The sequence below is a fragment of the Micromonospora rhizosphaerae genome (genome assembly GCF_900091465.1).
GTDB lineage: Bacteria > Actinomycetota > Actinomycetes > Mycobacteriales > Micromonosporaceae > Micromonospora > Micromonospora rhizosphaerae.
This window is the reverse complement of record NZ_FMHV01000002.1, coordinates 3,001,322-3,021,589: the sequence shown is the minus strand read 5'-3', so window position 1 is coordinate 3,021,589 and position 20,268 is coordinate 3,001,322. Positions and strand designations below refer to the sequence as shown.

Genomic DNA, 20,268 nt, shown 5'->3' with positions numbered 1-20,268 from the left:
GAAAGAGTGGCTGTCCCGAGCCGGACAGCCACTCTTTCCGTAAATGTGCGCCTAGGGGGCGGCGGGTCAGCGGCCGCCGCGCGCCTCGCGGGTCGCCTTGGCGTTCGCCTTCTGGATCGCCTTGACCAGTTCCGGCTTGGTCATCCGGGACCGGCCCGGCACGTCGAGCTTCTTGGCGACCTGCATCAGGTGGTCCTTGGGGGCGTTGGCATCCACCCCGGTGGCGGTGGGCGCCCGCCGCGCGGGACCACCCCCGGCGGCCTGCCGGTCGCTCGGGCCCTTGCGCCCCTTCGGCTCCCAGTGGTCGCCCACCTTCTCGAACTTGTGCTTCACGGCGGCGAAGGCGCTGCGGTGCGCCCGCTCCCCCTCGCCGTACGTCTCCACGGCCGAGTCGTGCGTCTTCTCCCACGTCCGCTGGGCCTTGTCTGGGGAGCGCCGCAGCGTGCTGGGCAGTACCTCGCGCCCGGGCATCTCGTCCTCCTCCGCGTCGATAGCTTCTGTATTGACCGTTCCCCCAGGCCCCAGCGGCAAACCGATACCGGTTTGTCGATTCTCCCGGCGGGGTACCGCCCGGCCACGCGGCGGTGGGCGTCGGAACACAGGGAGCGGTCATGGCAGCGACGACGGAGCCGGCGGTCACCGGCCGACAGCGGGCCCGGATCCCCCGCCGGGTGCGCCAGCTGAGCTGGGCCACCTGGCGCGGCGTGCTGGTCCGCAGCGGGCGGAACTTCGTGACGGACAACTGCGCCGACTGGGCGGCGGCGCTCACCTACTACGGGGTGCTGGCGCTCTTCCCCTCCGCCATCGTGGTGGTCGCCCTGGTCGGGCTGGTCTCCGACGGCCAGCGCACCGTGGACACCGTGATCGACCTGGCCCGGGAGATCGGCGCGGGCTCGGTGGTGGGCAACGACGCCTTCGTCAAGGTGGTCCGCGGCGTGGTCAACCAGCAGGGTTCGGCAAAGGTGCTGCTCAGCTTCGGTCTGCTCGGCGCGCTCTGGTCCGCCTCCGGCTTCATCGGGGCCTTCACCCGGGCGTCCAACGCCGTCTACGGGGTCGAGGAGGGGCGGCCGTTCTACCGGCTGCGGCCGTTGCAGATCGGCCTGGCCGGGGTGTCCCTGGTCCTGCTCGCGGTGGTCGCCACCGGCCTGATCGTCAGCGGACCGGTCACCGACGCGGTCGGCGACCTGCTGCACGCCGGCGGGCTGGCCCGCACGGTGTGGAGCGTCACCAAGTGGCCGGCGCTCGCGCTGGTGATGATGACTCTGTTGTCGCTGCTGTTCTGGATCGCACCGAACGTCCGGCAGCCGCGGTTCCGCTGGCTCACCCCGGGCGGCGCGCTCGCCCTGCTCGCCTGGGTGGTCGCCTCCTTCGGCTTCGGCCTCTACGTGGCCAACTTCGGCTCGTACGACGTGACCTACGGCAGCCTGGGCGCGGTCATCGCCTTCCTGGTCTGGCTCTACCTGTCCAACTGCGCACTGATGCTGGGCGTGCAGGTCAACGCCGAGGTGCAGCGCGGCCGCGTGTTGCAGGCCGGCGCCGGGGACCCGGGCGAGCCGGTCCTGCCGCCCAGGGCGCCGGCCGATTCGTGACCGGATGACCGGCTCCACCGGCCGCCCCGGTTTACCGGCGGTCCCCCCGGGCATGTCTGTCGGCATGGAACGTGTCAGCAGCAAGCACTCGCCCAGGGTCGACGACAACATGAGCCAGGAGGTCAGCGGCCTGGTGCAGGGGCCGGGGGCCGGGGGCTCGCGGGTCGAGGAGGACCGCCAGCCGGAGCCGGCGGGCGAGGACCAGCCGGAGCCGAAGACGGTGACGGCCGGGCCGAGCCGCGGCGGCAACCCGCAGGGGATGAGCATGGACGACGTCGAGGGGCGGAGCCGCCTGGGCCGCTACATCACCATGTCGGCCCTGCCCGGCGACCGGGAGACGCTGATCGCCAACGCGCGGGAGAACGACGCGCCGGACGACATCATCGCCGACCTGGCGACCCTGCCGGACGGGACCCGTTACGAGACTGTCTCCGAGGTGTGGGCCGCGCTCGGGCACAAGAACGAGACGACACGCTGGTGACCGGATCGCCCCAGGATCCGAAGAGTCGCCGGCGGACAGAGGAGGAATCTTCATGAGTGGCGTTATGGAGCACGTGGACGTCTCCGTCCCGATCCGGACCGCCTACGACCAGTGGACCCAGTTCGAGGAGTTCCCGCACTTCATGGAGGGTGTCCAGGAGGTCCGACAGCTCTCCGACACGATGACCCACTGGACCGTCGAGATCGCCGGGGTGAAGCGCGAGTTCGACGCCGAGATCACCGAGCAGCTACCGGACGAGCGGGTCGCCTGGCGTTCCACCGACGGCACCCGGCAGGCCGGCGTGGTGACCTTCCACCGCCTCGACGAGGACAACACCCGGGTGACTCTGCAGATGGAGCTCGAGCCGCGCGGCGTGGTCGAGCGGGCCGGCGACAAGCTGGGCGTGGTCGACCGGCGGGCCAAGGGCGACCTGGAACGGTTCAAGCAGTTCATCGAGCGGCGCGGTCAGGAGACCGGCGCCTGGCGCGGCAGGGTCGACCGGCCGCAGCCGTGACCCCCGCTGACCCCCGCACGTGACCTCTCCGATGGCCGCCGGCGAACCGGCGGCCATCGCCGTGTCCGGCGGTGGCCGTTTGCGATCACCGCCCACGGGTACGGCAAAACCATGACGGACAACGACAGCGGCGTGTGGCGCGACGAGGAACGGATCCCCTTGCGGGAGCTGGACCGGGCCGTCGCCCGGTCGACCCCCGACGGGCAGGCCGACGACGTCACCGGCGGTGACGCCGGAGCCGAGGCCGGATTCGGGCACGGGCCGGAGGCGGTGGACCGCGGCGCGGGGGACGTGGAGCGGCGGGAGATGACCGACTCGGAGCGGGCGTACCGGCCCTCCACGACCGGACGGACCGGCCCGGACGTCTGAGGGGCCGGGGGCTCCGGCGCCCCTCGCCGTGCGGCGGTCGCTGAGCTCCGAAGGAGCGTCAGTGGGCGATCGGAGCGGGCCGCCGCGACCAGGCGGCGTGCAGGACGATCAGCGCCACCGCCAGCACGAGCAGCGCCGAGCCGAGCGCCTCCACCGACGTACGCCCGAGCAACACCCCGATCCCGGCCGGGACCAGCGCGCCGCCCAGCCCGGCCGCGCCGATCTGCAGGCCGATGGTCCGGTCGGCGTGCGCCCCGCCGACCCGTTCCGCCGTGGTGAGGGTCAGCAGCGGGAAGACCGGTGCCGCGGCGAAGCCGACCACCAGCAGCCCGGCCACCGCCACCCAGGCCGGCGCGGGCAGGGCGATCAGCAGCGCGCCCGCGGCCATCCCGAACAGGCTCCCCCGCAGCACGAGCGAGGTACCCAGCCGTTCGGCGACCACCCCCTGCACCACCCGACCCACGAACAGGCTGCCCCAGTAGCCGGAGACGCAGACTCCGGCGACCGCCGCAGCGAGCCCCCGCCCCTCGGTCAGCAGCAGGAACGCCCAGAGCCCGGTGGCCACCTCGATCGCCACGTAGACCGCGAAGGCGACCGCGCCGAGCCAGACGGCCGGCAATCGCAGAGTCTCCGCGATCCGCACCGGCCGCGACACCGGGGGCGCGTCCGGCACCTCCGCGGCCGGGCCGCGGTCCGGCACGGCCGCCCCGACCGGGACGGGCTCGCTGGCCTTCGCCACCGGCGCATGGCCGGGATCGCCAGCCGGCGACTCCGGACGGGCGGACGGCACGAGCGCCTCGGCGACGACCTCAACGCCGCGCGGCACCGCCGGTCCCCGTTCCCGCCAGGCCCGGACGGTGAGCGCGAACGCGGCCGCCAGGGCAAGCTGTGCCGCGGCGACGATCCCGTATCCCCAGCGCCAGGCCAGGCCGGCGCTGAGCGCCCCGGTCATGATCAGCGGACCGATCGCCACGCCGAGGCCGAAGAACGCATGCATCCAGTTCATGTGCCGCGGGCCGAAGGCCCCGGCGGCGTACGCGTTGAGCCCCGAGTCGATCGCCCCCGAGCCGAGACCGAGCAGCAGTGCGCACCCGGTCATCAGGGCGAGCGCGGGGGTCAACGCATACCCGGTGAGGGCCAGGCTGGCCAGCAGGGTGCTGCCGGCGAGCAGCCAGCCGACGCCGAGCCGGGCCAGGGTGAACCCGGCGAGCACGCTCGAGGTGAGGTAGCCCACGGTGCCCGCGGTGAGCACCACGCCGACCGCCTCGGTGGGCACGTCGAGGTCGGCCCGGATCGACGGCCACCCGACGCCGATCAGCCCGTCGGGCAGGCCGAGGCTGACGAAGGCGAGGTAGGCGAGCAGGAGCAGGGACGGACGGGGCGGGGCGGCGGCGGTGGACACGATCGACCATCCTGCCTTACCCGATGCGGACGGCCGACGCCGGCGGATGACTCCTCTGAAACGACAAAAACTGGGGTCCGGACGGCCGAGAAAACGGACAGCTCATCCAGAATCGGCCGAACGGGTGACGGCAATGCCGGGGTGCCGCGCAAGACTTTCGGGATGCAACAGGGCTCCGGCTTCCTCACCCCACGTCAGCGTCGCCTGGCTTGGCTGGGCTTCCTGCTCGCCGCCGTCCAGGCGCCCGTCGCCGCGAAACTCGTCTCCGACGATTCCTGGCTGTTCAGCCTCTGCGTCGCGCTGATGGTGGCCACAGTGATCATCGCCGACGACGCCATGCGTCGCCGGCCCGCCGACGCGCGCTCCTCCGAGTAGCCCTCGGCGCCGGGGCGCGCCTCGTGCCCCGGCCGCCCGTGGCTGCCCAGCGCGGCCACCGTGTCGTCGCTCACCCCGGCCGGGCGCCGGTGCCGCTCGTCGGGTCCGTCCGAGTGCTGCCCCATTCCGTCCCTCCACAGTCGCCGCTGCGCCCGTTCGCACGGTTTCCGTTCTGCCCTGCGCCGGCGGAGTCAATCCCCGGCGGGAGTCAATCCCCGGCGGGATCGGCCACCGCACGGACGACCCGTCAATCAGCCGATCGGCGGAGGTGTACCTGGTCAAAGCTTCGTTAGCCTCGGTGCCCATGCGTGTGCCGTACAACCGGGCCGCGACCCGCTCCGCCGCGGGCGCCGCGCGGTCCACCCTCGCCGTGCTCACCGCCTCCGTCGGCACCGCGGGGCTGGCCGCGGCAGCCGCCCGACCCGGGCTGCTCGCGATGGTCGACCAGCACGCGGCCGCGGTCCGGGACAGCCTCGACGGCGACCGCCGGCCGCTGACCGTGGCGACGCTCGCCGGGTACGCCGAGGGGGTCCGCGCCGCGGCCCTGGAGCACGGCTGGCAGCCCCCGGCCGGCCCGGCCGACTGGTCCGAGCCGGACTGGCTGCACACTCGCCTGCTGGCGGTCTGCGCCCTGGCCCGCTCGCTGGACCCGCGGCACCTCGCCTGACCGGACGGAGGGTGCCCGCGATCAGCCCACGGACACCCTCCCCCTGGCACCGGTCGACTCAGCCGCCCGGACGGGGGAACTGCTGGGTCTCCTCGCCCTGCCCGCCCCGCGCGCCGGACATCGCCTGGGCACGCTCGGCGGCGGCCCTCCGGTCGGCCATCTGCCGCTCGTAGTCGCTGCGCCCGGCGCCCCGCGCCTGACGCTGCTCCTGGATCGCCCGGGACTCCTCGGCCATCCGGTCCAGCCAGCGGTCCCAACGGTCCTGCATCGGCCGCACCAGGCCACCACCGAGGCCGACGATCAGGATGCCGGCCACGGTGGCGAGCACCGCGATCAGCACCGGCGTGGTCACCGTCGTGGCGATGCCCACCTGGTTCAGCGCCGCGATCACGCCGAGCGCCAGGATGAAGACCGCGGTCAGGTCGCCGAGAATCCTGCCGTACGAGAGCCCGCCCAGCGCGCCGGTGACCAGGTCCCGCACCGCGTTCGCGATGGCGGCCGCGACCACCACGATGACGATCGCCACGAAGGCCCGCGGCAGCCAGGCGACGACGCCCCGGATCAGGTCGCTGATCGCATTCGGCCCCCAGACGCCGAAGGCGAACTGCAGGGTGAACAGCAGCACCGCGTAGTAGGCCAACTTGGCCAGGATGTCGCTGGCGTCGTACTTGGTGCGTTCGAGCGCACGCTTGATGCCGCCCCGTTCGACCGCCCGATCGAAGTTCACCCGTTCCAGCACCTTGTCCACGATCTTCAGGACGGCTCGGGCGATAAGCCAACCGACCACCAGGATCGCGATGAACGCGATGGCCCTCGGGATGAAGAGCAACACGGACCTCCACATATCGGTCAGGGCGGTGCCGATATCGGCCTGCCCGACCGCGAGGGTTTTCGGCATGATGTCCCTCCTGTCGCGTGAACTGGCGACCCCGCATACCCGGTCGTCCCAAGGGCACGCCGCGCCGACACCGCGAATTTTCCGACATGTCCTACTGAACCGGCCCTGGACCGGCCCGATCGATCGGCCCGGACCCGAGTCTGCCGGCCTCCTCCGCGCATGATCGGAACGTCCACCCGGCGGCTCGGGCTACGCTGCGGTCATGCCAGGCACGGTCGGGCGAGTCCCCACGCCATCAGCTCCCGTCCCGGGAGCGCGTGCGGAATCGGGCACCACGCACTCCGGCGGCGCCGCCGTGCTCGCCCACCCGTGGGCCAGCACTCCGCTCGGCGCGCCCGAGCGGTGGAACCCGGCAGTCCGCGCCGTGGCCGACCTGATCCTCGCCTCGCCGGTGCCGATGGCCCTGCTCTACGGCGACGACCTCGTGCTGCTCTACAACGACGGGTACGCGGAACTTATCGGCCCGCGGCACCCGGAGGCGCTCGGGCGGCCGGCCGCGGAGGTGTTCGCCGACATCTGGCCCGACCCCGGCATCGGTGACGTGATCGAGCGCGCGTACCGGGGTGAGTCCTTCCTCGAGCGGGAAGCCGTGCTTCCGGTCGAGCAGCACCTGGGCGGCACCGCGGAGCCCGCGGTGTTCACCCGGGGTCACTCCCCGGTGCGGGACAGCACCGGCCGGATCATCGGCGTGCTCACCGTCGCCGCCCAGACCACCCAGCTCACCCAGCAGCTGCAGAGCCTGAGTGATTTCGCCGCGGCCCTCTCCGGCACCCTCACCCTGGACGACGTCGCGCGGGTGACCCTGCAGTACGCGATCAACTCGTTCGACGCCGACCGGGTGTCGTTCGCCATCGACGAGGGCGGCAACTGGCGGATGGTCCGGCGGATCCGCGGCGAGCTGCTCGACGAGGCCGACGAGCGGCTGCCGCCGCTGTGGCGGCGGGCACCGGCGGAGTCCCCCGCCCCGGTCGTGGTGACCGCCCGCAGCGGAGTGCCCTGCTACGCCAGCGACGGCCAGCCGCTGCGGGATACCGCGGTGGACCGGCACGACCAGAAGATCCGCGCGCTGGCCGCGCTGCCGCTGCGCTCCTCGGTGATCCGGGGCGGGCTGGAGGTCGGCTACCAGATCCCGCACACCTGGCCCGCCGCCGAGCGGGCACTCCTCGCCGCCGCGGCCGAGCTGGTCGGTCAGGCCGCCGAGCGGGCCCGCCGGTTCGAGACCCAGCACGGCACCGCCCAGCTGCTGCAACGCAGCATGCTCCCGGAGCAGCTGCCCGACCTGCCCCGGCTGCGGATCGCCGCCCGGTACGCCCCGGGCGTCGACGGCAACGCCGCCGGAGGCGACTTCTACGACGCCTTCGTGCTGCCCACCGGCGCGCTGGGCGTCGTCCTCGGCGACGTGGCCGGTCACGACGTCCAGGCCGCCGCCCGGATGGGGCAGGTCCGGGCCGCGCTGCGGGCGCTGGCACTCACCGACCCCCGCCCGGACGCGGTGCTCGCCGGACTGGACCGGCTGGTGGCCAGCCTCGGCACCGAGGGCGGGACGCACGAGCTCTTCGTGACGGTGGTGTTCGGCGTCATCGACGTCCACCGGGAGCGGATCACCCTGGCCAGCGCCGGCCATCCCGCGCCGCTGATCCGGCGCTGCCCCGAGGACGGTGAGCCCGCGGCCGAGTACGTCGAGCTGCCGGCCGGCGCCCCGCTGGGCCTCGGCTGCCGCCCGCGTACGGCCACCGTGCCGTTCCGCCCCGGCGACACCCTGCTGCTCTTCAGTGACGGCGTGGTCGAGCGACGCTGGCAGGACCTCACCGCCGGGCTCGACGGGCTGAGCATCGCGGTGACCGCCGCGAGCAGCGGCGACCCCCGCGCGCTCTGCGCGGTGGCCACCGGCGCCGTGCCGGGCGCCACCGAAGACGATGTCGCGGTCCTCGCCGTGGAGCACGCGGTCCGGCCGAGCCGGTCGGCCAGCATGGAGGTCCCGGCCGAGCCGACCGCGCCGAGCCGGGTGCGGCACTGGATGACCGCCCAGCTCACCGACTGGCGGGTGGCCGAGGCCGTGGTCGGCGCCGCCGTGCTCTGCACCAGCGAACTGACCACCAACGCCCTGCTGCACGCCGGCACCGCCGCCCGAGTGGAGATCGACCTCAGCGCGGAGCGGTTGCTGGTCTCGGTGGCCGACTCGGGCACCCGGGGTACGGTGACCCGGGCGCAGACCGACACGCTGAGCAGCCGGGGTCGGGGTCTGGGGCTGATCGAGGAGCTCAGCGACGCCTGGGGCACCGACCCGACCGTGCGCGGCTCGACCGTCTGGTTCGAGATCCTGATTCCCGCCGAGTGAGTCACGCGTCGGTGCGGGCCCGGATGGGTAGAACGGGACCCATGCCTACCGACAACCGCCGCGGCGTCCTCTTCGACGTGGACGGCACCCTGGTCGACACCACCTATCTGCACACCGTGAGCTGGTGGGAGGCGCTGCGCCAGGCCGACCACCGGGTGCCGATGGCCCGGATCCACCGGTCGATCGGGATGGGCTCCGACAAGCTCCTCGACCACCTGCTCGGCCCGGAACGGGAACGGGGCGGCGACGGCAAGCTGCGGGACGCGCACGATACCCGCTACGCCGAGTACTGGGACCGGCTCGTGCCCCTGCCCCGGGCCACCGAGCTGCTCCGCGCCTGCGCCGGACGTGGGCTGCGGGTGGTGCTCGCCACCTCCGCGTCGGAGCACGAGGTGGCGGCTCTGCGCTCCGCCCTCGACGCCGACGACGTCATCGACACGGTCACCTCCTCGGCGGACGCGAAGGAGAGCAAGCCGGCGCCGGACATCGTGGTCGCCGCGCTGGACCAGTCCGGGCTCCCGCCGGACCGGGTGGTGTTCGTGGGCGACTCGGTCTGGGACGTCGTTGCGGCGGGCAAGCTCGACATCCCGTGCATCGGGCTGACCTGCGGCGGCACCAGTCGCGGCGAGCTGGCGGGCGCCGGGGCGGTCGCGGTCTACGAGGATCCGGCCGCCCTGCTGGACGGCCTCGCCGACAGCGCCATCGCCGCCCTGACCTGACCACACCACCTCGCCCCGGTGGCGGCCCGCCGGAGTGACCGGCCCCACGGGGACAAGCCGGACAGCCAGGCATACCCGACTCCGGGACGGGGCACTGCTGACCACCTGGCCGCACCCCGGGCGGCGGGAAGGGTGGTGCCGTGGAACCGGTGGATGTTGCGTTCGCGCTGGTGGGGGTCGGCGCGCTGCTGGCAGGGATCCTGCCGCGGGTGCTGGAGCGCCGGCCGCTCTCCATGCCGATCGCCTTCCTCGGGCTCGGCATGCTGGTCTTCCTGCTGCCCACCGGACTGCCCACGCCGGACCCGCTCGCCTGGCCGGAGGTCACCACCCATCTCACCGAGGTCGGTGTGACTGTGGCGCTGATGGGCGCCGGGCTCAAGATCGACCGACCGCTGAGCTGGGCCCGCTGGTCGTCGACGTGGCGGCTGCTGGCGATCGCGATGCCGCTCTGCATCGCGGCGGTGACGCTGCTGGGCTGGTGGTGGGCCGGGCTGGTGCCGGCGGCGGCGGCGCTGCTGGGCGCCGCGCTCGCCCCCACCGACCCGGTGCTCGCCTCCGACGTGCAGGTGGGCGAGCCGACGGACGTGGAGGATTCCGAGGACGAGGTCCGCTTCGCGCTCACCTCTGAGGCCGGGCTGAACGACGGGCTGGCCTTTCCGTTCGTCTACGCGGCCATCGCGATCGCCACCACCAGCCTGGCCCCGGCCGACTGGATGGCGCGCTGGTTCACCGTCGACGTGCTCTACAAGCTCGCGGTCGGGGTCGGCGGCGGGCTGCTCATCGGCTGGCTGCTCGGCAGGCTCTTCTTCCGGGCCCCCAGCGACCTGCGGCTGGCCCGGCACGCCGAGGGCTTCCTCGCGCTGGCCGCCACCTTCCTGGCGTACGGACTGGTGGAGGTGGTCGGGGGGTACGGCTTCGTGGCCGTCTTCGTCGCGGCGCGGGCGATCCGGGCGGCGGAACGCACCCACGAGTTCCACTCGGTGCTGCACGACTTCGCCGAGCAGATCGAGCGGCTGCTCACCGTGCTGTTGCTGCTGCTCTTCGGCGGCGCGGTGGTCGGTGGCCTGCTCGCCCCGCTGACCTGGCCGGCGGCGCTGGTCGGGCTGGCCCTGGTCTTCGTGATCCGGCCGCTGTCCGGCTGGCTGTCGCTGCGCGGGGCGCCGGGTCGACCGGCCGAGCACTGGGTGATCGCGCTCTTCGGCATCCGCGGCGTCGGCTCCTTCTACTACCTGGCGTACGCGACCAGCACGATCGACTTCCCGCAGGCGGACCTGGTCTGGGCCACGGTCGGCCTGGTGGTGATCGTGTCGGTGGTGGTGCACGGGATCGCCGCCACCCCGGTCATGCGGCTGCTCGACCGGGCGGGTGAGCGGACCCAGGATCCGGCGGAGCGGCGGCGCGAGGACGAACCCGCCCTGGGCGGCGCCCGGGGCTGACCGGCATGACCGGCGGGCACCCGGGTACTGGTACAGGTGTTCGAGAAGAGGTGATCACCATGACCGACCGCACCAACCGCAACGCCAACCCGCAGGGCGCCATCAAGGACCCGGACGAGTGGGTGACCGGCGAGGAGCCACCGACCGCCGCCCAGGAGTCGTACCTGCACACCCTGGCCCGGGAGGCCGGCGAGGAGGTGCCGGAGGGCCTGACCAAGGCGGAGGCCTCCCGGCGGATCGACGAGCTCCAGGCGGAGACCGGGCGCGGCCAGTGACTCAGCGCGGCGGCAGGCGGTGCAGCTCGACCTCGTCGAGCCGCCCCGCCGCCACCCGCGCGGTCAGGTAGGTCGCGTACGGCTGCGCCCGCCGGTCGGTGGGCGAACCGGGGTTGAGCAGCCGCAGTCCGTTCGGGGCGACGCTGTCCCACGGGATGTGGGAGTGCCCGAAGACCAGCAGGTCGCAGTCGGGGAAGCGGGCCGCGCACCGCTCCTCCCGGCGGGTACGCGGACCGGTCTCGTGCACCACCGCCACCCGCAGTCCGTCCAGCTCCACCCGGGCCACCTCGGGCAACCGGGCCCGCAGCGGCGGTCCGTCGTTGTTGCCGTACACGGCGACCAGCCGGCGGGCCCTCGCCTGCACCGCGTCCAGCAGGGTGACGTCCACCCAGTCCCCCGCGTGCAGCACCACGTCGGCGGCGTCGATCGCCGCCCAGAGCGGTACGGGCAGATCCCGGGCCCGCTTCGGCACGTGGGTGTCGGCCGCGATCACGAGCTGCATCCCCCGATCCTGCCCGCCGGTGGTGGCCGGGGCTCAGGCGCCCTGCCCCTGGTTCTGCATGAGGCCGCCGTCGATGAAGTACGTCGACCCGGTGACGTAGTCGGCGTCGTCGCTGGCCAGGAAGACGGCCACCTTGGCGATCTCCTGCGGCTGCGCGGCCCGCTTCCAGGGGATGCTCTGCACCTGCTCCGCCAGGTAGGCCGGGTCGTCGATGGCCCGCTGGTTGAACGGGGTGAGCACCATGCCGGGACCGATGTTGTTGACGTTCATGTGCATCGGCGCCACCTCCAGGGCGAGGCTCTTGGCGAACTCGAGCATCGCGCCCTTGCTGGCGTCGTAGTCCGCGCCGCCGGCCCGGGCGACCTCTCCACCCCGGCGTCGTTCATCACGCCCTCGCGGCCGAACTCGATGGCGGTGGCCTGTCCGATGCCCGAGTCCGAGCCGGTGATCAGGGCGGTCTTCCCCGCCAGTCGTCCGGTCATCTGCGTGCTCCCTCCGTGGCTCCCGTACCGGCCGGCACGAGGTGTCGCGCGGACGTGGCGCCGAACCGTTCGACGGCCTCGGTGAGCCGGCCCGCCGCGATGATCAGGCCGATGTGGGAGAAGGCCTGCGGGAAGTTGCCCAGGTGTTCTCCGGTGTCCTGGTCGATCTGCTCGGCGTAGAGGCCCAGGTCGTTGACCCGGGCGGCGAGCTGCTCGAAGAGCCGCCGCGCCCGGTCCACCTCGCCGGCCTCGGCAAGGCAGCCGACGAGCCAGAACGAGCAGATGACGAAGCCAGCCGGATCATCCTTCCAGCGGCGCAACAGCCCGTCCCGGGAGAGCCGCCGTTCCACCACGTCCATCGTCGAGCGCATCCGCGGATCGTCCGCGGGCAGGAAGCCGACCAGCGGCATGATCAGGACCGAGGCGTCCAGCTCGTCGGAGTCGAAGGCCCCGGTGTACGCGCCGAGCCGCTCGTTCCAGCCGCGGGTCAGCACCGCCGCGCGCACCTCGTCCCGGGCCGCCGCCCAGCGGGCCACGTCGGCCGGCTCCCCGAGCCGGGGGCCGAAGCGGACCGCCCGGTCCAGCGCGGTCCAGCACTGCACCTTGGACGACAGGTAGTGCCGCTCGACGTCCCGGGCCTCCCACATCCCGGCGTCGGGCCGGCGCCAGTTCAGCACCGCCTGGTCGGCGAGGGCGTGCAGCAGCTGGCGTACGTCGGGCGACATCGGGTCCAGGTAGTACCGCATCAGCCAGGCGGCGTCGAGGATCTCGCCGAGCACGTCGGTCTGCCGTTGCTTCCAGGCGTCGTTCCCGATGAAGACGGGCCGGCTGTCGGCGTACCCGGAAAGGTGGTCGAGCGTGTGTTCGGTGAGGTCCCGCTCGCCCTGGACGCCGTACATGATCGGCACCGGCTCGTCGCCGATCCAGCCCATCGCCCGGGCCACCCAGCTGAACTGCCGGTTCGCCTCGTCGGGGCAGGCGGCCAGCCAGAGCGCCTGGAGGGTGAGGCTGAAGTCGCGGACCCAGACGAAGCGGTAGTCGTAGTTGCGGTCGCCGCCGAGTTCCTCGGGCAGCGAGGTGGTCGCCGCCGCGACGATCGCGCCGCTCGGCTGGTAGGTCATGCCCTGCACCACCAACGCGCTGCGCCGCACCTGGTCCCGGTAGAGGCCCCGGTACTGGTCACGATGCAGGTCAGCCCAGGACCGCCACCCGGCGACGGTCTCGGCCACCACCCGGTCGGCGTCGGGCACCGCGGGCGGGCCGCCGCCGTAGGTCTCGGCGTGCCCCAAGGTGAAATGGTGGCTGGTCCCGGCGCGAGCGGTGAACCGCCCGGTGGCCCCGCCGTCGCCGAGGTCCATCGGAACGTTGGCGCGCAGGCTCAACCGGCAGGCGCCGGCGGTGGCGGCGATCTCCCCGGCGGAATCGGTGAGGTACGCGCGGACCCGCCCATACTCGAATCGGGGCTGGTACTCCACCCGCATCGGAACCTCACCGGTGAGTCCCTCGACCAGCCGGGCCAGCACGCGGGGTGAGCGCAGGCCAATCTCGTGACCGCGCGCACCGGGCTCCAGCGCCAAGGCGTCGGTCACCGCCACCGAACCGGTCCGGGTGGTGAATACGGTACGCAGCACGAGCGTGTCGTCCAGATAGGACCGCTCGCTGGTGAAACCGTCCTCCTCCGGGCGGATGGTCCAGTGCCCCGCACGGTCGTCGAGCAGCCGCCCGAACACGGCGGGAGCGTCGAAGCGCGGCGGGCACCACCAGTTCACCGAACCGGCCCGGTCGACCAGCGCCGCGCTGCTGCCGTCGGCCAGGAAGCCGTGCTCACCTATCCGTCCGCTGTCCACCCGGATGCCTACCCGGCTGCCGCGGCGGCATTCCCTGCGGCCGGCATCCGCCGAGCGCACGTCCTGGCGGCCAGGACCGTCCGCCGGGCATCCGGCGCCGGCAATGCGTTACCGGCGGACGACGGTGGGAACGCGGGCGGTTGACGAAGGAGGATGCTCATGACCAGACCCTCGACTCCGACCTCGGCCTGGCGACCCGGCATGCCGGGCGGCGCAAACCTCCCGTCCGGCCCGGCCGGCCGACCGGCGGCGCCCGGCGGTGACGGATACGGACCGGAGGCCGGTCGACCGACCGTGACGATCGGCTCATACCCGGACTACCCGGCGGCCCAACGGGTGGTGGACTACCTGGCCGACAACCGGTTCCCGGTGGAGCGCACGGCGATCGTCGGCACGAACCTGACCCTGGTGGAGACCGTGCTGGGCCGGATGACCACGGGCCGGGCCGGCCTGATGGGCGCGGGCACGGGTGCCTGGTTCGGACTCTTCATCGGGTTGCTCTTCGGCATCTTCACCGCCGGCAACTGGGTGGCGGTGATCCTGGCCGGGTTGGTGATCGGCGCGATCTGGGGTGCCGTGTTCGGCGCGGTGACGCACGCGATGACCGGGGGACAGCGCGACTTCAACTCGGCCAGTGCCCTGCGGGCCAGCCAGTACGCGGTGACCGTGGACGCGGACCTGGCCGATCAGGCCCGGCAGCTGCTCGGTCGGATGCACCTGACGCCGACCGGCGCGACCGCCCGCTGACCGCACCATTCGCCCGACGCCCCGGCGCGCTCCCGCGCCGGGGTGTCTCGTGTCAGCCCCGGTACGCCAGCTCCCCGGCCCGGATCGGCACCGCCACCCGGTTCTCCGGCGGGGCGAGCGGGCAGGCCCACCGGTCGTCGTACGCGCAGCTGGGGTTGTAGAGGTAGTTGGCGTCGATTCGGACCCGCCGCCCCGGCAGCACGGTCAACCCCCGGCCGAAGGTCCCCTTGACCGTGTCGGTCAGGTACCGGCCGCCGCCGTAGGCCTCCGTGCCGCAGGTGGCGTCGCGCACCGGCACGAACAGCCCGCCGCCGTACGCCTCGATCCACCACAGCGTCAGCGGTCCCCACGGTGTCTCGGCGATCGCCACCCGGCGGTAGCTCACCACCCCGTCGGGCCCGCCGGTGTCGATGCTCAGGCTGCCCGAGGCGGGCCGTAGCTCGGCCTCGACCACCGCGTCCGGGTTCGGCGGGAACCAGGGCAGCCCGGTGAAGCTCGGCCGGTCGGCCGGCGGCACCGGGCTCTGCGGATGGGTGGCGAACAGCTCGTCCCGGGCCGCCCGGAACCCGGCGAGATCCAGGTCCGACAGGTAGAGCCGGGCCACCCGTTCCCGCCAGTCGAGCACGTCGAGATCGTCCACGGCACCTGAGCCTAGCCCCCGGCCCCGGTCAGGCGTCCGTGGCCAGGCGGGCGTGGAGGTGCTCGTCGTACCGGCGGCCGTCCCCGTAGCGGTAGGACTCGCGCAGGGTGCCCTCGGCCGGGTAGCCGGCCCGGGCGGCGACCCGGCAGGAGGCCGGGTTGGCCACGGCGTGGCAGAGCTCGATCCGGTGCAGCCGGAGGTGGGCGAACGCCCAACTGGTGAGCGCGGTGACGGCCCGGGAGGCGACACCGTGGCCGCGGGCCTCGGCGACCGTCCAGTAACCGATCGAGGCGTCCCCGTCGTGGATGCGGTGCAGCGACACCGAGCCGAGCAGCGGGTTCCCGTCCGGCCCGGTCACCGCCAGCGAGACGTGGTCGTCGGCGGACCAGTCGGCGCGCCGGCGGATCCACTCGCGCGCTCCGGGCAGGTCGACGCCGCCGGGCGAGGGGTTCCATTGCGCGATGGCCGGCTCGCGCAGCGCGGCGAGGACGGCCGGGGCGTCCTCCTCCCGCCATGGGCGCAGCAGCAGGCCGGGGGCGGTCAGCTCGACGTGATCCACGGGCGGGAGTCTCGCACGGCCCGACCCTCGGACGCCCGCGGGTTAGCGCCAGCCAAGCTCCTTCAAATTGGAATGGTGGTTGCACTACGAGGCACAGAGCATCCTCCAGCGGGCACGGGAGGGGGCTTGTTTAAATTTGAAATAGTGCTACTCTCAAGGCCATGACCGAGAGCCTGAGCCCCGAGCGGCTGGCCTGCTGGCGCGCGTACATCGAGTCGAGCCAGCGGTTGTTCACCCGGCTCGAGGAGGACCTGCGCGCGGACAGCGAGCTGAGCTTCGCCGACTACCACGTGCTGGTGCTGCTCTCCGAGGCGCCCGGGCAGCGGCTGCGGATGGGCGAGCTGGCCAGCCGGCTGGTCTTCTCGCCGAGCCGGCTGACGTACCAGATCTCGTCCATGCAGAAGCGCGGTCTGGTGGCCAAGGAGTCCTGCCCGGCGGACCGGCGCGGCAGCGAGGCGGTGCTCACCGCCGCTGGTCTGCTCACCCTCCGCGAGGCCGCGCCGCACCACGTGCGCTTCGTCCGCACGAACCTGATGGATGACCTCGACGACGCCGAGGTCGCCTGCCTCACCCGGGTCTTCGAGCGGCTCGGCCGGCGCCTGCGCGCCGCCCGCGACGCGTCGTCCACCCCGGCCGACAAGTAAGGAGCCCGAGATGCCCGCCATCACCGTCGACGACGTCCTCGTCCTGCCTCGCCTGCCGAAGCTGGACGAGTCCACCACCTACCGCCCGGTCCGCCGGCTGACCACCGCGCCGAGCGGCTACGAGGGCGAGGGCTTCCCGGTCCGCCGGGCCTTCGCCGGGGTGCCGCTGACCGAGCTGGACCCGTTCGTCCACCTCGACCAGATGGGCGAGGTCGACTACGCGCCCGGCGAGCCGAAGGGCACCCCGTGGCACCCGCACCGCGGCTTCGAGACCGTGACCTACATGATCGACGGGATCATGGACCACCAGGACTCGCAGGGCGGCGGCGGCACCATCACCGACGGCGACACCCAGTGGATGACGGCCGGCAGCGGCCTGCTGCACATCGAGGCGCCGCCGGAGCACCTGGTGATGAGCGGCGGCCTCTTCCACGGCCTGCAGCTCTGGGTCAACCTGCCCCGGGTGGCCAAGATGAACCCGCCGCGCTACCAGGACATCCGCGGCAAGGAGTCGGCGCTGCTGACCACCCCGGACGGCGGCGCGCTGATCCGGGTGATCGCCGGCGAGGTCGCCGGGCACCGGGGCCCCGGCTCCACCCACACCCCGATCACCATCACCCACGTGACGCTGCAGCCGGGGGCGGAGCTGAGCCTGCCCTGGCGGCCGGACTTCAACGCGCTGGTGTACGTGCTCGCCGGCCGGGGCACGGTCGGCACCGACCGGCGGCCGTTCCACACCGGGCAGCTCGCGGTGCACGGCCCGGGCGACGCGCTCCGGGTGACCGCGGACGCCCAGCAGGACGGCAACACCCCGGCCCTGGAGCTCTACATCATGGGCGGGCAGCCGATCCAGGAGCCGGTGGCGCACTACGGGCCGTTCGTGATGAACACCCGGGCGGAGCTGATCCAGGCGTTCGAGGACTTCCAGGCCGGCCGGCTCGGCGTGATCCCGGCCGGGCGCCTGCCGCACACCGGCGGCGAGGGGGCCCGTCCCTGACGCCCCTGATGATCCCGTACGAGGTGGGCGTCCCGGATTGACCCCGGAGCGCCCACCCCGTCCGGTCAGGAGACGGCGAATATGCCGGCTACGCCGAGGATCACCATCACCAACAGCGCCACGAGCGCACCCCGTTCACCCTCCACCGCCTGCTCGCGGTACTCGGTCACGGCGTTCGTCGTCTCGGCGGACATGGGGTGGCCTCCTCGGCTTTCTCTCGTCACGTTCGGCTGACCACCACGAGGCACTCACCGGAAAGCCGGCGTGCGTACCCGTCGCGGGGGTTCTACCGTGAGGACGTAATCGACCTCCGGAGGCTGGAACGTGTCGATGCAGGAGTGGTTCCTCACGGCACCGGAACGCGCCAACCCGGTGTCAGAGTTACCGGTCTGGAGGAACGGAAACCTCGCCGAGCCGTTGATTCACGGCGCCGCCTACTTCGACCGGCTGGTCCGCGAGGTGGAGGCGCTGCGGGCCGGTGACCACCTCTTCTTCACCGACTGGCGGGGCGACCCGGACCAGCGGATGCGCCCGGACGGTCCGACGGTGGTGCAGCTCTTCTCGCAGGCCGCCCAGCGCGGGGTGGTGGTCAAGGGCCTGATCTGGCGGTCCCACCTCGACGCGCTCTCCTACAGCGAGGAGGAGAACCGCAACCTCAGCGAGGCGATCTGCGCGGCCGGCGGCGAGGTGCTGCTCGACCAGCGGGTCCGGCGCGGCGGCTCGCACCACCAGAAGCTCGTCGTGCTGCGCCACCCGGACGCGCCCGAGCGGGACATCGCCTTCGCCGGAGGCATCGACCTGTGCCACAGCCGCCGCGACGACGCCATGCACCGGGGCGACCCGCAGGCGGTGAACATGTCCCCGAAGTACGGCGACCACCCGCCCTGGCATGACGTGCAGCTCGCGGTCCGCGGGCCGGTGGTCGGCGCCCTGGACACCACGTTCCGGGAGCGGTGGACCGACCCGATGCCACTGGACTCGGAGAACCCGCTGGCCTACCTTCGGGACCGGCTGCGCGGCGACGACCTGAGCCCCGACCCGCTGCCCGACCAGCCCGCCGATCCCCCGCCCTGCGGCCCCCACCACGTCCAGGTGCTGCGCACCTACCCGACGGTCCGGCCCCGATACTCCTTCGCCCCGGACGGCGAGCGGACCGTCGCCCGCGCCTACACCAAGGGCATCCGCCGGGCCCGCCGGCTGATCTATCTTGAGGATCAGTACCTGTGGTCCACCGAGGTGGCGGACCTCTTCGCGACGGCGCTGCGGGACAATCCGGAGCTGCACCTGGTGGCCGTGGTGCCGCGCCACCCGGACGTGGACGGCCGGCTGGCGCTGCCGCCGAACATGGTGGGCCGAGAGCAGGCGCTGTCGCTGTGTCACGGGGCCGCGCCGGACCGGGTGCACGTCTGCGACCTGGAGAACCACGAGGGCACCCCGGTCTACGTGCACGCGAAGGTCTGCGTGGTCGACGATGTCTGGGCCAGCGTGGGCAGCGACAACTTCAACCGCCGCTCCTGGACGCACGACAGCGAGCTCTCCTGCGCGGTGTTGGACGAGACGCGGGACGAGCGGGCCCCCACGGATCCGGCCGGGCTGGGCGACGGCGCCCGGGTCTTCGCCCGTGAGCTGCGGCTGCGGCTGTTGCGGGAGCACCTGGACCGGGACCCGGAAGGCGGCGAGGATCACGACCTGCTCGACCCGGCCGCCGCGGTCGAGGCGCTCACCTCGGCCGCGGACGCGTTGCAACGCTGGCACGACTCGGGTCGGGTCGGCCCACGGCCACCGGGCCGGTTACGCCCGCACCAGCCGGAGCGGCTGCCCTGGCACACCCGGATCTGGGCGGTGCCGGCGTACCGGCTGATCTACGACCCGGACGGCAGGCCGCTGCGGGCCCGACGCGCCGGCACCTGGTGAACCGGCTGGGGCTCGCCGCGCGCTGACGGCACGTGCCCGGTCGGCGGCGCGTCGAGGGCGTTCTGCGCGGCCGGGTAGGCGAACGACACCCGCGGGGAGTAGAAGCCCCAGGCGATGGTGAGCGGGTTGGCCGGGCGTAGCGGGTAGACCGGGTCCTCCGGCGCGAGGAACTCCACCGACTCGATCTCGAACGGCGTGACCGGCTCGGCGACGTACGGGTAGTCGGCGCTGACCAACTCTCCATTCCGGGCGGTCAGGTAGCGGTGGTGCCCGCTCCGGATCACGTGGCTGGTGTGGCCGACGCGGGCCCGCACCCGGATCACCGGCCTCCCGTCGGCACGGGTCTCCGCGGTGAGCTGCTCGCCCCGCACGTCGAGGCTGGTCTGCCCCGCCCCGGCCGGGGCGCCGCGGGCGGCGGCGTACTCCCGGACCACCGGGCTGGAGGCGAGGTAGTGGGTCCACCACCCGGCCGGCGTGTCCCCCTCCGGCGGGTCCAGGCCGACCAGCGACACCCCGAGGTAGGTGAGCGAGTACGCGCCGAAGCCGGAGGTCTGGCTCGCGTCGTCCACCACGTACTGACAGAGGAAGACCTGGCGGTCCGGACGCGGCCGCAGACCCGCCGGGACGAGTGCCGCCACCGCGTCGGGATCCGCGGGCAGCCAGCTGAACAGCAGCACCCGGGAGTTGACGACGAGTTGCGGAGCGGCGGGATCGAGCACGGTGCCTCCGTAGACGTGTACTCACGGACGCTACGGGCGGTCTCGCCGACGGGACAACGACGAAAAGTCGACAATGTGAGCCGCTTGTCGGTTTTCACGTTGGCCGCTCGGCCCGAGCGACACGACGACCATCCACCGCCGCACCGGTCGTCCG

General features: G+C 73.2%; 23 protein-coding genes and 1 pseudogene. 14 read left to right on the top strand and 10 right to left on the bottom strand.

Annotated features, from left to right (window positions below; all coding sequences use genetic code 11):
• Positions 1-66 precede the first annotated feature (66 nt).
• Positions 67-471: a ChaB family protein gene (locus GA0070624_RS14520; RefSeq protein WP_091341355.1), complete on the bottom strand. Its 405-nt coding sequence runs from the start codon at positions 469-471 to the stop codon at positions 67-69.
• 140 nt (positions 472-611) lie between these two features.
• Here GA0070624_RS14520 and GA0070624_RS14515 point away from each other — a divergent pair, with 140 nt between their 5' ends.
• From GA0070624_RS14515 to GA0070624_RS14500, 4 genes are all read left to right on the top strand, one after another.
• Positions 612-1,589: a YihY/virulence factor BrkB family protein gene (locus GA0070624_RS14515; RefSeq protein WP_091341353.1), complete on the top strand. Its 978-nt coding sequence runs from the start codon at positions 612-614 to the stop codon at positions 1,587-1,589.
• 64 nt (positions 1,590-1,653) lie between these two features.
• Positions 1,654-2,070 carry a DUF2795 domain-containing protein gene (locus tag GA0070624_RS14510; protein WP_091341350.1) on the top strand — a complete coding sequence of 139 codons (417 nt, stop codon included), beginning with the start codon at positions 1,654-1,656 and terminating at the stop codon, positions 2,068-2,070.
• 52 nt (positions 2,071-2,122) lie between these two features.
• The gene (locus tag GA0070624_RS14505; protein WP_091341347.1) at positions 2,123-2,584 is read left to right on the top strand and encodes an SRPBCC family protein; all 462 of its coding nucleotides are present in this window, start codon (positions 2,123-2,125) and stop codon (positions 2,582-2,584) included.
• Positions 2,585-2,695: 111 nt separating this feature from the next.
• Entirely contained in the window at positions 2,696-2,953 is a 258-nt protein-coding gene (locus GA0070624_RS14500) for a hypothetical protein (RefSeq protein WP_091341346.1), read from the top strand.
• Between the two features lie 58 nt (positions 2,954-3,011).
• Here GA0070624_RS14500 and GA0070624_RS14495 read toward each other — a convergent pair whose 3' ends face one another.
• Complete coding sequence (locus tag GA0070624_RS14495; protein ID WP_091341342.1) at positions 3,012-4,355, bottom strand: MFS transporter; 1,344 nt, start codon at positions 4,353-4,355, stop codon at positions 3,012-3,014.
• A gap of 162 nt (positions 4,356-4,517) precedes the next feature.
• Between GA0070624_RS14495 and GA0070624_RS14490 the strand changes: the two genes are divergently transcribed.
• Both GA0070624_RS14490 and GA0070624_RS14485 read left to right on the top strand, forming a co-directional pair.
• On the top strand, positions 4,518-4,730 hold the full coding sequence (locus GA0070624_RS14490; RefSeq protein WP_091341340.1) for a hypothetical protein: 213 nt from the start codon (positions 4,518-4,520) through the stop codon (positions 4,728-4,730).
• A 304-nt stretch (positions 4,731-5,034) separates the two neighbouring features.
• Positions 5,035-5,397, top strand: coding sequence for a DUF6401 family natural product biosynthesis protein (locus tag GA0070624_RS14485; RefSeq protein ID WP_091341337.1), 363 nt, complete (start codon positions 5,035-5,037; stop codon positions 5,395-5,397).
• A 58-nt stretch (positions 5,398-5,455) separates the two neighbouring features.
• Here the strand turns inward: GA0070624_RS14485 and GA0070624_RS14480 are convergent, their stop codons facing one another.
• Positions 5,456-6,295 (bottom strand): mechanosensitive ion channel family protein, encoded by an 840-nt coding sequence (locus tag GA0070624_RS14480; RefSeq protein WP_091341335.1) that lies wholly within the window; start codon positions 6,293-6,295, stop codon positions 5,456-5,458.
• 202 nt (positions 6,296-6,497) lie between these two features.
• Between GA0070624_RS14480 and GA0070624_RS14475 the strand changes: the two genes are divergently transcribed.
• The 4 genes from GA0070624_RS14475 (at position 6,498) to GA0070624_RS14460 (ending at position 11,063) form a co-directional block, all read left to right on the top strand.
• Positions 6,498-8,633, top strand: a complete 2,136-nt coding sequence (locus GA0070624_RS14475) for a SpoIIE family protein phosphatase (protein ID WP_141715018.1) — start codon at positions 6,498-6,500, stop codon at positions 8,631-8,633.
• A 41-nt stretch (positions 8,634-8,674) separates the two neighbouring features.
• Positions 8,675-9,352: an HAD family hydrolase gene (locus GA0070624_RS14470; RefSeq protein ID WP_091341332.1), complete on the top strand. Its 678-nt coding sequence runs from the start codon at positions 8,675-8,677 to the stop codon at positions 9,350-9,352.
• Between the two features lie 140 nt (positions 9,353-9,492).
• Positions 9,493-10,788, top strand: coding sequence for a cation:proton antiporter (locus tag GA0070624_RS14465; protein WP_091341330.1), 1,296 nt, complete (start codon positions 9,493-9,495; stop codon positions 10,786-10,788).
• 59 nt (positions 10,789-10,847) lie between these two features.
• A complete protein-coding gene (locus GA0070624_RS14460) occupies positions 10,848-11,063 on the top strand; it encodes a DUF3072 domain-containing protein (RefSeq protein ID WP_091348846.1) in 216 nt (71 codons plus the stop codon).
• 1 nt (position 11,064) lies between these two features.
• On the opposite strand, the gene GA0070624_RS14455 is transcribed toward GA0070624_RS14460, so the two are convergent.
• The 3 genes and pseudogenes from GA0070624_RS14455 to GA0070624_RS14445 all read right to left on the bottom strand — a co-directional run bounded on the left by GA0070624_RS14455 (position 11,065) and on the right by GA0070624_RS14445 (position 13,894).
• Positions 11,065-11,565: a metallophosphoesterase family protein gene (locus GA0070624_RS14455; protein ID WP_091341327.1), complete on the bottom strand. Its 501-nt coding sequence runs from the start codon at positions 11,563-11,565 to the stop codon at positions 11,065-11,067.
• A 33-nt stretch (positions 11,566-11,598) separates the two neighbouring features.
• Positions 11,599-12,047: pseudogene (locus GA0070624_RS14450) on the bottom strand (SDR family oxidoreductase).
• The gene (locus tag GA0070624_RS14445) at positions 12,044-13,894 is read right to left on the bottom strand and encodes a glycoside hydrolase family 15 protein (protein ID WP_091341324.1); all 1,851 of its coding nucleotides are present in this window, start codon (positions 13,892-13,894) and stop codon (positions 12,044-12,046) included. Before GA0070624_RS14445 ends, GA0070624_RS14450 begins: the two are co-directional and overlap by 4 nt.
• Positions 13,895-14,053: 159 nt before the next feature.
• Here GA0070624_RS14445 and GA0070624_RS14440 point away from each other — a divergent pair, with 159 nt between their 5' ends.
• Positions 14,054-14,641, top strand: coding sequence for a general stress protein (locus GA0070624_RS14440; protein ID WP_091348842.1), 588 nt, complete (start codon positions 14,054-14,056; stop codon positions 14,639-14,641).
• Between the two features lie 52 nt (positions 14,642-14,693).
• Here GA0070624_RS14440 and GA0070624_RS14435 read toward each other — a convergent pair whose 3' ends face one another.
• Together GA0070624_RS14435 and GA0070624_RS14430 are read right to left on the bottom strand one after the other, a co-directional pair.
• Positions 14,694-15,281, bottom strand: a complete 588-nt coding sequence (locus tag GA0070624_RS14435) for a DUF1684 domain-containing protein (protein WP_091341321.1) — start codon at positions 15,279-15,281, stop codon at positions 14,694-14,696.
• A 28-nt stretch (positions 15,282-15,309) separates the two neighbouring features.
• Positions 15,310-15,840: a GNAT family N-acetyltransferase gene (locus GA0070624_RS14430; protein ID WP_091341319.1), complete on the bottom strand. Its 531-nt coding sequence runs from the start codon at positions 15,838-15,840 to the stop codon at positions 15,310-15,312.
• A 161-nt stretch (positions 15,841-16,001) separates the two neighbouring features.
• Here GA0070624_RS14430 and GA0070624_RS14425 point away from each other — a divergent pair, with 161 nt between their 5' ends.
• Both GA0070624_RS14425 and GA0070624_RS14420 read left to right on the top strand, forming a co-directional pair.
• Positions 16,002-16,484 (top strand): MarR family winged helix-turn-helix transcriptional regulator, encoded by a 483-nt coding sequence (locus tag GA0070624_RS14425; RefSeq protein WP_091341317.1) that lies wholly within the window; start codon positions 16,002-16,004, stop codon positions 16,482-16,484.
• A 10-nt stretch (positions 16,485-16,494) separates the two neighbouring features.
• Positions 16,495-17,481 (top strand): pirin family protein, encoded by a 987-nt coding sequence (locus GA0070624_RS14420; protein ID WP_091341315.1) that lies wholly within the window; start codon positions 16,495-16,497, stop codon positions 17,479-17,481.
• Between the two features lie 65 nt (positions 17,482-17,546).
• Here GA0070624_RS14420 and GA0070624_RS36400 read toward each other — a convergent pair whose 3' ends face one another.
• Positions 17,547-17,675, bottom strand: coding sequence for a hypothetical protein (locus GA0070624_RS36400; protein ID WP_281180976.1), 129 nt, complete (start codon positions 17,673-17,675; stop codon positions 17,547-17,549).
• Between the two features lie 136 nt (positions 17,676-17,811).
• Here GA0070624_RS36400 and GA0070624_RS14415 point away from each other — a divergent pair, with 136 nt between their 5' ends.
• Positions 17,812-19,395, top strand: coding sequence for a phospholipase D family protein (locus GA0070624_RS14415; RefSeq protein WP_425413550.1), 1,584 nt, complete (start codon positions 17,812-17,814; stop codon positions 19,393-19,395).
• Here the strand turns inward: GA0070624_RS14415 and GA0070624_RS14410 are convergent.
• Complete coding sequence (locus tag GA0070624_RS14410; protein WP_091341309.1) at positions 19,344-20,114, bottom strand: hypothetical protein; 771 nt, start codon at positions 20,112-20,114, stop codon at positions 19,344-19,346. The two genes, GA0070624_RS14415 and GA0070624_RS14410, sit on opposite strands and share 52 nt — an antisense overlap.
• Positions 20,115-20,268: the final 154 nt, after the last annotated feature.